This window comes from Streptomyces bungoensis (genome assembly GCF_001514215.1).
GTDB classification, from domain to species: domain Bacteria; phylum Actinomycetota; class Actinomycetes; order Streptomycetales; family Streptomycetaceae; genus Streptomyces; species Streptomyces bungoensis.
In genome coordinates, this window is record NZ_KQ948853.1 from 479,456 (window position 1) to 491,650 (window position 12,195).

Annotated in this window: 8 protein-coding genes; 7 read left to right on the plus strand and 1 reads right to left on the minus strand. The window is 73.6% G+C overall.

Annotated features, from left to right (window positions below; genetic code table 11):
• Positions 1-75: 75 nt before the first annotated feature.
• The gene (mfd, locus tag AQJ66_RS09760) at positions 76-3,609 is read left to right on the plus strand and encodes a transcription-repair coupling factor (protein WP_061919170.1); all 3,534 of its coding nucleotides are present in this window, start codon (positions 76-78) and stop codon (positions 3,607-3,609) included.
• Positions 3,610-3,834: 225 nt separating this feature from the next.
• Positions 3,835-4,626, plus strand: coding sequence for an HNH endonuclease family protein (locus AQJ66_RS09765; RefSeq protein ID WP_079060156.1), 792 nt, complete (start codon positions 3,835-3,837; stop codon positions 4,624-4,626).
• Between the two features lie 87 nt (positions 4,627-4,713).
• On the opposite strand, the gene AQJ66_RS09770 is transcribed toward AQJ66_RS09765, so the two are convergent.
• Positions 4,714-5,439, minus strand: coding sequence for a hypothetical protein (locus tag AQJ66_RS09770; RefSeq protein WP_061919172.1), 726 nt, complete (start codon positions 5,437-5,439; stop codon positions 4,714-4,716).
• Positions 5,440-5,889: 450 nt separating this feature from the next.
• Between AQJ66_RS09770 and AQJ66_RS09775 the strand changes: the two genes are divergently transcribed.
• The 5 genes from AQJ66_RS09775 to AQJ66_RS09795 all read left to right on the plus strand — a co-directional run bounded on the left by AQJ66_RS09775 (position 5,890) and on the right by AQJ66_RS09795 (position 12,189).
• On the plus strand, positions 5,890-8,073 hold the full coding sequence (locus AQJ66_RS09775) for an N-6 DNA methylase (protein ID WP_061919174.1): 2,184 nt from the start codon (positions 5,890-5,892) through the stop codon (positions 8,071-8,073).
• A 157-nt stretch (positions 8,074-8,230) separates the two neighbouring features.
• On the plus strand, positions 8,231-8,911 hold the full coding sequence (locus AQJ66_RS09780) for a hypothetical protein (protein WP_061919176.1): 681 nt from the start codon (positions 8,231-8,233) through the stop codon (positions 8,909-8,911).
• Between the two features lie 38 nt (positions 8,912-8,949).
• Positions 8,950-10,443: a protein kinase domain-containing protein gene (locus AQJ66_RS09785; protein ID WP_279617316.1), complete on the plus strand. Its 1,494-nt coding sequence runs from the start codon at positions 8,950-8,952 to the stop codon at positions 10,441-10,443.
• 121 nt (positions 10,444-10,564) lie between these two features.
• Positions 10,565-11,392, plus strand: a complete 828-nt coding sequence (locus AQJ66_RS09790) for a glycoside hydrolase domain-containing protein (RefSeq protein WP_061919410.1) — start codon at positions 10,565-10,567, stop codon at positions 11,390-11,392.
• A 146-nt stretch (positions 11,393-11,538) separates the two neighbouring features.
• On the plus strand, positions 11,539-12,189 hold the full coding sequence (locus AQJ66_RS09795) for a SurA N-terminal domain-containing protein (protein ID WP_061919180.1): 651 nt from the start codon (positions 11,539-11,541) through the stop codon (positions 12,187-12,189).
• Positions 12,190-12,195: the final 6 nt, after the last annotated feature.

Here is a 12,195-nt window from a genome sequence, read left to right on the forward strand (position 1 = left end):
ACCCTGGGAACCCCCGGCCCGCCCCGCGTGTCGGGTGGTTCGCGTTGCCCGCCCCACGGACGAAAGCCGCCCCGAATGAGCCTGCACGGTCTGCTCGACGCCGTCGTCAAGGACCCCGCCCTCGCGGAAGCCGTCACCGCGGCCGCGGACGGCAACCGCATGCACGTCGACCTCGTCGGCCCCCCGGCGGCCCGCCCCTTCGCGGTGGCCGCCCTGGCCCGCGAGGCCGGCCGCCCCGTGCTCGCGGTCACCGCGACCGGCCGCGAGGCCGAGGACCTCGCGATGGCCCTGCGCTCGCTGCTGCCCCCCGAGGGCGTCGTGGAGTACCCCTCCTGGGAGACCCTCCCGCACGAGCGGCTCAGCCCCCGCAGCGACACCGTCGGCCGCCGCCTCGCCGTCCTGCGCCGCCTCGCCCACCCCCGCCCGGACGACCCCGAGACCGGCCCGGTCTCCGTGGTCGTCGCGCCCGTGCGCTCCGTGCTCCAGCCGCAGGTCAAGGGGCTCGGCGACCTGGAGCCGGTGGCCCTGAGAACCGGGCAGACCGCCGACCTGAACGAGGTCGTGGAGGCCCTCGCGGCCGCCGCCTACGCGCGCGTGGAGCTCGTCGAGAAGCGCGGCGAGTTCGCCGTGCGCGGCGGCATCCTGGACGTCTTCCCGCCCACCGAGGAACACCCCCTGCGCGTCGAGTTCTGGGGCGACGACGTCGAGGAGATCCGCTACTTCAAGGTCGCCGACCAGCGCTCCCTGGAGGTCGCCGAGCACGGCCTGTGGGCCCCGCCCTGCCGCGAACTGCTGCTCACCGACGACGTGCGCGCACGCGCGCGTGCCCTCGCCGAACAGCACCCGGAGCTGGGCGAACTGCTCAACAGGATCGCCGAGGGCATCGCCGTCGAGGGCATGGAGTCCCTCGCCCCCGTCCTCGTCGACGACATGGAACTGCTGCTCGACGTGCTGCCCAAGGGCGCCATGGCCGTCGTGTGCGACCCGGAGCGGGTCCGCACCCGCGCCGCCGACCTGGTCGCCACCAGCCAGGAGTTCCTCCAGGCCTCCTGGGCGGCCACCGCCGGCGGCGGCGAGGCGCCCATCGACGTCGGCGCGGCCTCCCTGTGGTCCATCGCCGACGTGCGCGAGCGGGCCCGCGAGCTGGACATGATGTGGTGGTCCGTCTCGCCCTTCGCGGCCGACGAGGAGCTCGACGCGGACACCCTCAAGCTCGGCATGCACGCCACCGAGACCTACCGCGGCGACACCGCCAAGGCGCTCGCCGACACCAAGGGCTGGCTCGCCGACGGCTGGCGCACGGTCTACGTCACCGAGGGCCACGGCACCGCCGCCCGCACGGTCGAGGTGCTCGGCGGCGAGGGCATCGCCGCCCGCCTGGACACCGACCTCGGCGAGCCCACCCCGTCCGTCGTGCACGTCGCCTGCGGCTGCATCGACCACGGCTTCGTCGACCCCGCCCTCCGGCTCGCCGTCCTCACCGAGACCGACCTCACCGGCCAGAAGGCCGCCGGCCGCGACGGCGCCCGCATGCCCGCCCGGCGCCGCAAGAGCATCGACCCGCTCACCCTCGAAGCGGGCGACTACATCGTCCACGAGCAGCACGGCGTCGGCCGCTACATCGAGATGGCGCAGCGCACCGTGCAGGGCGCCACCCGCGAGTACCTGGTCGTGGAGTACGCCCCCGCCAAGCGCGGCCAGCCCGGCGACCGCCTGTACATCCCCACCGACCAGCTCGAGCAGATCACCAAGTACGTCGGCGGCGAGGCCCCCACCCTGCACCGCCTCGGCGGCGCGGACTGGACGAAGACCAAGGCGCGCGCGAAGAAGGCCGTCAAGGAGATCGCCGCCGACCTGATCAAGCTGTACTCGGCCCGCATGGCGGCCCCCGGCCACTCCTTCGGCGCCGACACGCCCTGGCAGCGCGAGCTGGAGGACGCCTTCCCCTACGCGGAGACCCCCGACCAGCTCACCACCATCGCCGAGGTCAAGGAGGACATGGAGAAGACCGTCCCCATGGACCGCCTGATCTGCGGCGACGTCGGCTACGGCAAGACCGAGATCGCGGTGCGCGCCGCCTTCAAGGCCGTACAGGACGGCAAGCAGGTCGCCGTCCTGGTGCCCACGACCCTGCTGGTGCAGCAGCACTTCGGCACGTTCTCCGAGCGGTACGCGCAGTTCCCGGTCAGCGTGAAGGCCCTCTCCCGCTTCCAGACCGACACCGAGGCCAAGGCGGTCCTGGAGGGCCTGAAGGAAGGCTCGGTGGACGTCGTCATCGGCACCCACCGGCTGTTCTCCTCCGAGACCAAGTTCAAGGACCTGGGCCTGGTCATCGTCGACGAGGAGCAGCGCTTCGGCGTCGAGCACAAGGAGCAGCTGAAGAAGCTGCGCGCCAACGTGGACGTGCTGACCATGTCCGCGACCCCGATCCCGCGGACCCTGGAGATGGCGGTCACCGGCATCCGCGAGATGTCCACCATCACCACCCCGCCCGAGGAGCGCCACCCGGTGCTCACCTTCGTCGGGCCGTACGAGGAGCGGCAGATCGGCGCGGCCATCCGCCGCGAACTGCTGCGCGAGGGCCAGGTCTTCTACATCCACAACCGGGTCGAGTCCATCGACCGCGCGGCGGCCCGCCTGCGCGACATCGTCCCCGAGGCGCGCATCGCCACCGCCCACGGCCAGATGTCGGAGTCGGCGCTGGAGCAGGTCGTCGTCGACTTCTGGGAGAAGAAGTTCGACGTCCTCGTCTCGACGACGATCGTCGAGTCCGGCATCGACATCTCCAACGCCAACACCCTGATCGTGGAGCGCGGCGACACCTTCGGCCTGTCCCAGCTGCACCAGCTGCGCGGCCGCGTCGGCCGCGGCCGGGAGCGCGGCTACGCCTACTTCCTCTACCCGCCGGAGAAGCCCCTGACGGAGACGGCCCACGAGCGCCTGGCGACCATCGCCCAGCACACCGAGATGGGCGCGGGCATGTACGTCGCCATGAAGGACCTGGAGATCCGCGGCGCGGGCAACCTGCTCGGCGGCGAGCAGTCCGGCCACATCGCCGGCGTCGGCTTCGACCTGTACGTGCGCATGGTCGGCGAGGCCGTCGCCGACTACCGGCGCCAGCTGGAGACCGGCGAGATCGAGGAGGAGGCGCCGCTCGAGGTCAAGATCGAGCTGCCCGTCGACGCGCACGTCCCGCACGACTACGCGCCGGGCGAGCGGCTGCGCCTGCAGGCGTACCGCGCCATCGCGTCGGCGAACTCCGAGGAGGACATCAAGTCCGTCCGCGAGGAACTCACCGACCGGTACGGCAAGTTGCCCGAGCCGGTGGAGAACCTGCTGCTGGTGGCGGGGCTGCGGATGCTGGCCCGCGCCTGCGGGGTCGGCGAGATCGTCCTGCAGGGGACCAACATCCGCTTCGCGCCGGTGGAGTTGCGCGAGTCGCAGGAGCTGCGGGTCAAGCGCCTGTACCCGGGCACGGTCATCAAGCCGGCCGCCCACCAGCTCCTGGTCCCGCGCCCCAAGACGGCGAAGGTCGGCGGCAAGCCGCTGGTCGGCCGCGAACTGCTGGGCTGGGCCGGTGAGTTCCTGGCCTCGATCCTGGGATCGTGAGCCCGGCGGCCAGGACCTGCCGCTCCTGGCCGCTTCCCCCCCCCGGTCCTCCACGGCCGTCCGCACCGCGGGCGGCCGTACCGCTGACCACGCCCCAACTCGCGCCTGTTTCACCCCTGATGCCCCCTTTGAGCCCCGGTTTCCGCCCGCCTCGGGCCGGTTACCTTGAAGGGCAACGACGTTCCGCCCGCACCGGCGGACCAACACCAGCAAGGGGAACGCATCGTGAGGCGTCTGAGGCACAGCGGCGGAAGCCGGCGCGTACTCCTGGCATCCGCCGCGGTGGTGGCCACCGGCGGCCTGCTCGCCGGCTGCAAGGACATCGCCCCGCCCGCGGACGGCGGACCGTCCGGTTCCGCCGTCTCGACAGCCGGTGACGGCCGGGCCGTGAGCCCTCTGGACAATCCGGACGGCACCAAGCCGGGCCTGGCGGCGATCACGTCCGCCGGCGACAGGGCGAAGGCGCGGGCGCTGATCGGGAAGGTGGCGACGAAGGGGCGCGGGCCGAAGACGGGCTACGAGCGGGACAAGTTCGGCTACGCCTGGATGGACTCGGCGCCGGGCGGCATCCCCTTCTCGCACAACGGCTGCGACTCGCGGAACGACCTGCTGAAACGTGACGGCGAGAAGGTCCGCTTCCGGGCGGGCTCCACGTGCGTCGTCACCTCCATGACGCTGCGCGACCCGTACACCGGCAAGACGATCGAGTGGGTGAAGTCCCATGCGATCACGGTCCAGATAGACCACGTCATGCCGCTGTCGTACGACTGGCAGATGGGCGCCTCGCACTGGGACAAGGGCAAGCGCGAGGACATCGCCAACGACCCGCTCAACCTGATCCCCGTGGACGGCCCCGCCAACGGCGCCAAGAGCGACTCGGGCCCGGCCGCCTGGCTGCCCCCGAACAAGCTCGTCCGCTGTTCCTACGCCGTGCGCTTCGCCCAGGTGTCGCTGAAGTACGACCTGCCGGTGACGACCGCGGACAAGCGCATGATGCTGAGCCTGTGCGGCGGCTGACGAGGACGCGGACGCGGAAGGTGTGACGGAGCGGCCGGCGGGCCGCCCGCACCGGCGGGTGCGGGCGGGCCCGCGGCCCTCGGTGGATCAGGCGGACTTCTTGGCCTTCAGGGCGTCCACGATCCGGGCCGTCAGCTTCTTCGCGCTCGCGGCGCCGTTGTCGCTGCCCTGCGTGGACAGCACGGTGACGACGGCGCTGCCGGAGCGGGCCGCGACGAGCGTGGTGCCGTTCTGCCAGGCGCCGCTCGTCAGGGTGATCGTGTAGGCCTCGTCGCCGAGCCCGGAGGCGGACCGGCCGGTCGTCTTCACCTTGGCGTGCATGTCCGTGTCCGTGAAGGTGGCGCACTCGGCCGCGACGGACTCCAGCTGCGCCATCACCTTGTGCGCCGTGGTGCCCTGGAACTCGTCGACCTCCTGGGCCAGCGTCTCGGTCTTGTCGTGGTTCGCGTAGTCGTTCTGCGCGAACGACACGCCCCCCTTGTAACCGGTCACCTGGATCCAGGAAGTGCCCTCCAGCCGCGTGCAGTCCGGCTTCGCGGCCTTCCGGCCGGACGGGGAGAGGAAGTCGCCCGCGCTGTCCGAGGAGCCGTCGGCCTCGGCGGTGAACCCGGCCGGGAAGGCCGACGCGGGCGCCAGCACCTGCTTGAGCTGCGCACCGGTCAGCAGGCCGGCGTTGGGGTCCTTCTGCTCGGCCCGCTTCGCGTGCGCGCCGGAGTCCGAGGAGGAGCCGGAGGAACCGGAGGAGCAGGCGGACAGGGCCAGCGGAAGTGCCGCGACGGCGAGCAGCGTGACGGCACGGGACGAGTGGCGCATGACAGTCCTTCGGGGAATGAGTGGATCGGGGGATGGGCGTACGGCGTGCGTGCGGTGTCCGCGGCTCGCGTCGGGCGTGCGTGCCTGGGCGCTGGGCGCTGAGCCTCGGGCCTGCGGGCTTCGGCTCCGGCGAGCGTGCTCGGACCGGGTGGGGACGACGGCGTGGACGGGCGGCGACGGTCAGGGTGCGATGTGCAGCGCGGGCCGCGCCTGCCGCGGCGGTGGTGGTGTCCGGCGCGCGTTCGTGTCGTGCACAGCCATGGCGGGACCCCTCCCCGACGCGGCGGCCGCCCCCTCCGGCTGGCCGCTCGTTCGCTGGGTCAATGAGATCAAAGCCTGTGAACCGAGTCAACACGATGAACAGAATCAGTTGTGTACACGTCGTGAAAGTCGGGATCTTGTGTACGTCGGTATGCTCTGCGCACACATGGGACGAGGGGAGCGGGGCCTGTGCAGGACAACGCGACTGAGGTGACCGCCGCCGGCATCGCGCGACTCGCCGGCGTGGGCCGGGCCGCCGTGAGCAACTGGCGCCGCCGGCACGCCGACTTCCCCAAGCCGGTCGGCGGCACCGAGACCAGCCCCTCCTTCGCCCTCGCCGAAGTGGAGGGCTGGCTGCGCAAGCAGGGAAAACTCGCCGAAGTGCCGCTGCGCGAACGAGTCTGGCAGCAGCTCGCCGGGCATCCCGAAGGACCCGTCACCGCTCTCGTGCACACCGGCTGCGTCCTGCTGCTCATCCACGAGCGCCCCACCGTCTGGCTCGACGTGAGCGCCGGCTCCGACGAGCGGCTGGCCGCGATGCTGCCCGGCGCGCTGGACCAGGTGCTCGGCCCCCGCCTCGGCGCCACGCACGGCCGCGACGTTCACACGGTGCGGGCCGAGATCGGCTCGGCGGCTGTGAACTCACCGGCGCCTGTGAACACTGCTCCGGCCGACCACGCGCAAGCCGGCCCGCAGCTCCCCGGCGCTGTGAACACCCCGGGTCCCGCCGGTCCTCCCGGCCCCGCCCCCGCCCTCCGCACCCCCACCGGCCCGCAGCTCCTCGCCTCCGTCCCCCTCCTGCGCGGCGCCGCAGGACTCGCCGCCGAGACCGGCGCGCGGCAGACCTTCGAGTTCCTGCTGGGCCGGCACCTGGACGCCAACCCGCGCCAGTACACGCTCACCCCGGCCGAACTCGCCCGCCTCATGGCCGACCTCGCCGGCCCCGCCCGCACCGTCCTCGACCCCGCCTGCGGCACCGGCGCCCTGCTGCGCGCCGTCGACGCCCGCCCCGACCAGGAGCTGTACGCCCAGGACAGCGCCCCCGACCTTGCCGCCCTCGCCGCGCTGCGGCTCGCGCTGCACGCGCGCGCCACCGTGCGCGGCGCCGCCGGGGACACCCTGCGCGCCGACGCCCACCCGGAGCTGCGCGCCGACGCCGTCCTGTGCCACCCGCCGTTCAACGAGCGCAACTGGGGCCACGACGAACTCGCCTACGACCCCCGCTGGGAGTACGGCTTCCCCGCCCGCACCGAGTCCGAGCTGGCCTGGGTGCAGCACGCCCTGGCCCGGCTGGCCGACGGCGGCACCGCCGTGCTGCTGATGCCGCCCGCCGCCGCCTCCCGCCGTTCCGGGCGCCGGATCCGCGCCGACCTGCTGCGCCGGGGCGCGCTCCGCGCCGTGGTCGCGCTGCCGGTCGGGGCGGCGCCGCCGTACAACATCCCGCTGCACGTGTGGGTGCTGCGCCGGCCCGACCGGACGCCGGCGGCGCCCGAGGTGCTGCTCGTGGACACCGGGCGGTTCGCGGGGGAGGGGCGCGGCGGTCCCGACTGGCCGGCCGTCCGGGACGCCGCCCTCGACGCGTGGCGCTCCTTCGCGCGCACCGGGCGGCTGGCGGAGCGGCCGGGCTCGGCCCGTTCCGTGCCGGTCATCGAACTGCTCGACGACGACGTGGACCTCGCGCCCGCCCGCCACCTGCCGCCCCCGGCCCTGCCCGAGGGCGCGGAGGCGCTCCCGGTGGTGCGCGAGCGACTCGGCGAGACCCTGCGCCTGACCGCCGACCTCACCCCGTCGCCCGCCGAGCCGGCCGCGCCCGTGCGCTGGCCGCTCACCACCGTCGGCGAACTCGCGCGCGGGGGCGCGCTGCTGCTGCGGACCGGCGGCAACGGCGGTCACGCGCGCGTGCCCGTGCTCACCGACCACGACGTGCTCGCCGGCACCGCACCCTCCGGGACGCTCCCGGAGAGCGAGGAGGAGGCCGTGCTGACCGAGCCGGGCGACGTCGTCGTACCGGTGCTCGGCGGCGGCTCGGTGGCGCGCGTCGTCGACGGCGCGACGGCGGGCGCCGCCCTGGGGCGCAACCTGGTGCTCCTGCGCCCCGATCCCGCGGCGCTCGACCCCTGGTTCCTCGCCGGGTTCCTGCGCGGCACGGCCAACCACCGCCAGGCCAGCAGCTACGCCTCCACGGCCACCCGCCTGGACGTGCGCCGGCTGCAGCTGCCCCGGCTCCCGCTCGAGGAACAGCGGCGCTACGGCGCCCGGTTCGGCGCCCTCGACGAGTTCGAGCGGGCGGTGCGCCGTGCGAGCCGGCTCGGGGAGCAGCTGGTGCGCGGCATGTACGACGGGCTCACCGACGGGACGGTCGCGCCGGATTGACGGAGACGGCCGGACAACGGTTCGGTACATCCTGAACCGCTTGTCCGCGGTGGGCCATATGCTCGGTGCGACCTCGCACGAGTGGTGCCGTCCGCCCGGCCGCACCCCGGGCGGGCCCACGCGTCCCTTCCGTCCCTCCCAGGCATCAGGAGCAGCCATGCAAGGCCACGGCTACGCACAGCCGGTGAAGCAGCCGCCGCACCCCGCGTGGCTGGTCATCCTGCGCGTACTGTTCGTGGCCGCGGCCGTCCTCAGCATCGGCTTCCTGACCTGGCTGCTGCTGCTGCGGCTGGCCGTGGTCACGCGCAAGTCGCTGGACTGGGGCCTGTTCGCCGCCGTGCTGGCCGCCGACCTCCTCAGCATCGTGCTGCTGGGCGAGGAGCCCGGCGACGACGTCCACACCGCCGGCGGCTACCTGGGCATCACGCTGCTGCTGGGCGCGCTGGCCGCCGGGGTCGTGTACTACCTCGTGGCGGAGATCCGGCACTTCCAGGCGCTGCGACAGGCGTACACGGGCGCGCCGGGGGTGCCGGGCACGCCGGGGTACGGCTATCCGCGGCCTGCGGCGCCGTTCGCCGCGACGACCGGGGGCCACACGCCCGTGCCCGGCCACACGCCCCTGCCCGGACAGCCTCCGGTGGCCGGTCCCCCGATACCCCACACGCCGCCGCCCCGGCCGCCGTCGGCGACCCCGCCGCCCCAGCGCCCGGCGCCCGCCCGGATCGACCAGGTCCGCGCCGAGCTCGACGAGCTGAGCGACTACCTGCGCAAGCACGACGGCAGCGGTGACGGCAGCCACGACGGCGGCCGGGGCGCCGGCCACGAGGGCGGACGGTGACCGTGGCGACCGGACGTGTCGTCGCCGGCCGGTACGAACTGTCCACGCTGATCGGGCAGGGCGGCATGGGCCAGGTCTGGACGGCCTACGACCAGCGGCTCGACCGGCGCGTGGCGGTGAAGCTGCTGCGCCCGGACAAGGTGGCCGGCCAGGAGGCGGACGAGCTGCGCCGGCGCTTCGTGCGCGAGTGCCGGGTGACCGCGCAGGTCGACCACCCGGGCCTGGTCACCGTGCACGACGCGGGCAGCGAGGGCGAGGAGCTGTTCCTCGTCATGCAGTACGTCGACGGCGCCGACCTCTCCGACCACCTCGCCGAGCACGACCCGTACCCGTGGCAGTGGGCGGTCGCGGTGGCCGCGCAGCTGTGCGCCGTCCTGAGCGCCGTGCACGCCGTGCCGATCGTGCACCGCGACCTCAAGCCGCGCAACGTGATGGTGAAGCAGGACGGCACGGTCACCGTCCTCGACCTCGGCGTGGCCTCCGTCATGGACACCGACACCACGCGCCTGACCCACACCGGCTCGCCCATCGGCTCGCCCGCCTACATGGCGCCCGAGCAGGCGATGGGCGGCGCGGTCGGCCCGTACACCGACCTGTACGCGCTCGGTGTGCTGATGCACGAACTGCTCAGCGGGGACGTGCCGTTCGCGGGCTCCACGGCGCTCGGAGTGCTGCACCGGCACCTGTACGAGCCGCCGCTGCCCGTGCGCCGGATCCGCCCCGAGGTCCCCGAGGCGCTCGAGGCACTGGTGCTGCGCCTGCTCGCCAAGGACCCGCAGCACCGCCCGGCCTCCGCGCAGGAGGTGTACGAGCACCTCGCGCTGCTGCTGCCCGCGCGCGGCACACCCACCGGGGCGCCGCTGGACCCCACCCGCCCCTTCCTGCGCCCGCACGCCCCCTGGCCGGACCGCGCGCTGACGCCCGCGCCCCAGCCCGCCCCGGTGGCGCCCGTGCCCACCGTGGCCGAGAAGCCGGACGTGGCCGCCGCCGTCGACGAGGTCAAGCGGCTCCTGGGGGAGGGCCGCATCACCCAGGCCGTGGACATCCTCGGTGCGATCCTGCCGACCGCGGCCGAGCAGCACGGTGAGCACTCCCCGGTCGTGCGCACCCTGCGCAAGCAGTACGCGGCGACCCTCATGGACGACGGCCAGTACCGGCGCGCGCTGCCCGAACTGCGCCGGCTGGCCGACGAACGCGCCGCGGAGGCGGGCCAGGCCGACCCGCAGTCCCTGCGCTTCCGCTACGAGGCCGCCCAGTGCCTGGAGCAGCTCGGCGAACCGGCGGCGGCGCTCGCCGAGTACCGCGCGCTGCTGCCGTACTACGAGAACCAGTACGTCTCCGGCGACCCGCAGCTCGCCCACGACGTGCGCCGGCGCATCGGTCACCTGCTGCTCGCCCTCGGCGACCGCCCGGCCGCCCACGACACGCTCGCGCGGCTGCTGATGGACGTCGAGCGGCTGGGCGGCCCCGGCCACCCGCTGGCCGCCGAGATCCGCCGCACCCTGCAATGGCTCGGGCAGGTGCGTGGCTGATTTTGCCGTTCCCTGAGTGATTCTTGTACATGACAGGGACTGGTGTTTCCCGAACACGGGAGCGGCGCCGGATAGGTTGCGCTTCGTTTTTGCCAGGCTGAAAAGATCAGGGGTGGGGTACATGGCCGGTCATCGGCAGTCCAGGAAGCGCAGGTACGTCACGTGGGCGGTGGCCGGGGCGGCCGTCGTCGCCGGCGCCGGGATCGCCGCGCAGACCTCCATGGCCGCCACCGCCTGGCCCGCGCAGAAGACCTTCACCGGGCGCGCCTTCGACACCTGCACCGCACCCTCGAAGTCGACGATGAAGGCCTGGCACACCGGCTTCTACGGCGCCGCCGCCGTCTACGTGGGCGGCAAGAACCGCGGCTGCGCCCAGCCCAACCTCACCGCCTCCTGGGTGTCGTACGTCAGCGCCATGGGCTGGAAGCTCGTCCCGATCTACGTCGGCGCCCAGCCGCCCTGCCAGTCCGGCTCCAACCCGGAGAGGCTGACCGCCTCCACCGCCGCCTCCCTCGGCACCGGCGACGCCAAGGACGCGGTGGCCAAGGCCGCGGCCCTCGGCATGAAGGCAGGCAGCGCCCTCTACCTCGACATGGAGCCGTACGACACGACCAACACGTCGTGCAACGACGCCGTGCTCACCTACGTCCGCTCCTTCGACAAGGAGCTGCGCGCCGAGACGTACCGCGCCGGCTACTACGGCTTCACCAGCTCCAGCGCCAAGGCCGTCGCCACCGCGAGCGACAAGACCGACCTGCCGGGCAACCTCTGGTACGCGCTGTGGGACAAGCAGAACACCACGACCGCGGACTGGCCGTGGGGCGCTACCCAGTTCACGAACCACAGCCGGGCCCACCAGTACATGGTCAACAGCAAGGAGTCGCACGGCGGCGTCACCCTCACCGTCGACCGCGACGCGTGGGACGCCCCGGTGGCCGTCACGGGCTGATCCGGCGCCCCGCCGGGGCGGCGCGACGGTGCCCGAAGCGCGCGCGAATCGTTGGTCGAATGGGTTGGCCACAGCCTCCCCACTGCCTACCATCGATCACCGCAAGAACTTTGTGCACCGTCGCACAATCTCCCGTGGAGGTTTCCTTGCACCGCCGCCGTCGCACCGCGCTCGTCCTCACCGCCGCGATCGCCGCCGCGGCCCCTCTCCTCACCGCCTGCGGCAACGAAGCGCACCCGGGCGCGGCCGCCGTCGTCGGCGGACAGCGGATCACCGTCGCCCAGCTGGAGAACCGGGTCGACGAGGTGCGCAGGGCGCAGCGGGCCGCGGTGCCGGACGAGACCCAGTACCGGCAGGTCCTCGCCTCCACCAGCAGCCTCACCCGGGACACCCTGCACAACATGGTCCTCGACCGCGTGCTGCACCGCGCCGCACAGGACGCGGGCGTCACGGTCAGCCGCCGGGAGGTCCAGCAGATGCGCAGCGGCCTGGAGCAGCAGGCCGGCAGCGCCAAGGCCCTGCAGACGGCCTGGCTGCAGAAGTACGGCATCGCGCCCGAACGCCTCGACGACAACCTGCGCCTGCAGCTGGAGGCTCAGAAGCTCGCCGCACGGCTCGGCACCGACCCCAGCCAGCCCGCCTTCTGGAAGGCGCTGTCCCAGGCGTCCAAGGAGCTCCACGTCGACCTGAACCCGCGCTACGGCGCGTGGGACGTGCAGAAGAGCAGCCGCGTGGACGCCCGGACGCCGTGGGTGCGGGAGGTCACGGCGACCGGGGCGCAGCAGCAGCCGGCGTAGCGGCGG

Coding starts and splice junctions, on each gene's coding strand:
- mfd (WP_061919170.1), top strand. CDS start 76: ATGAGCCTGCACGGTCTGCTCGACGCCGTCGTCAAGGACCCCGCCCTC.
- AQJ66_RS09770 (WP_061919172.1), bottom strand. CDS start 5,439: ATGCGCCACTCGTCCCGTGCCGTCACGCTGCTCGCCGTCGCGGCACTT.
- AQJ66_RS09780 (WP_061919176.1), top strand. CDS start 8,231: ATGCAAGGCCACGGCTACGCACAGCCGGTGAAGCAGCCGCCGCACCCC.
- AQJ66_RS09790 (WP_061919410.1), top strand. CDS start 10,565: ATGGCCGGTCATCGGCAGTCCAGGAAGCGCAGGTACGTCACGTGGGCG.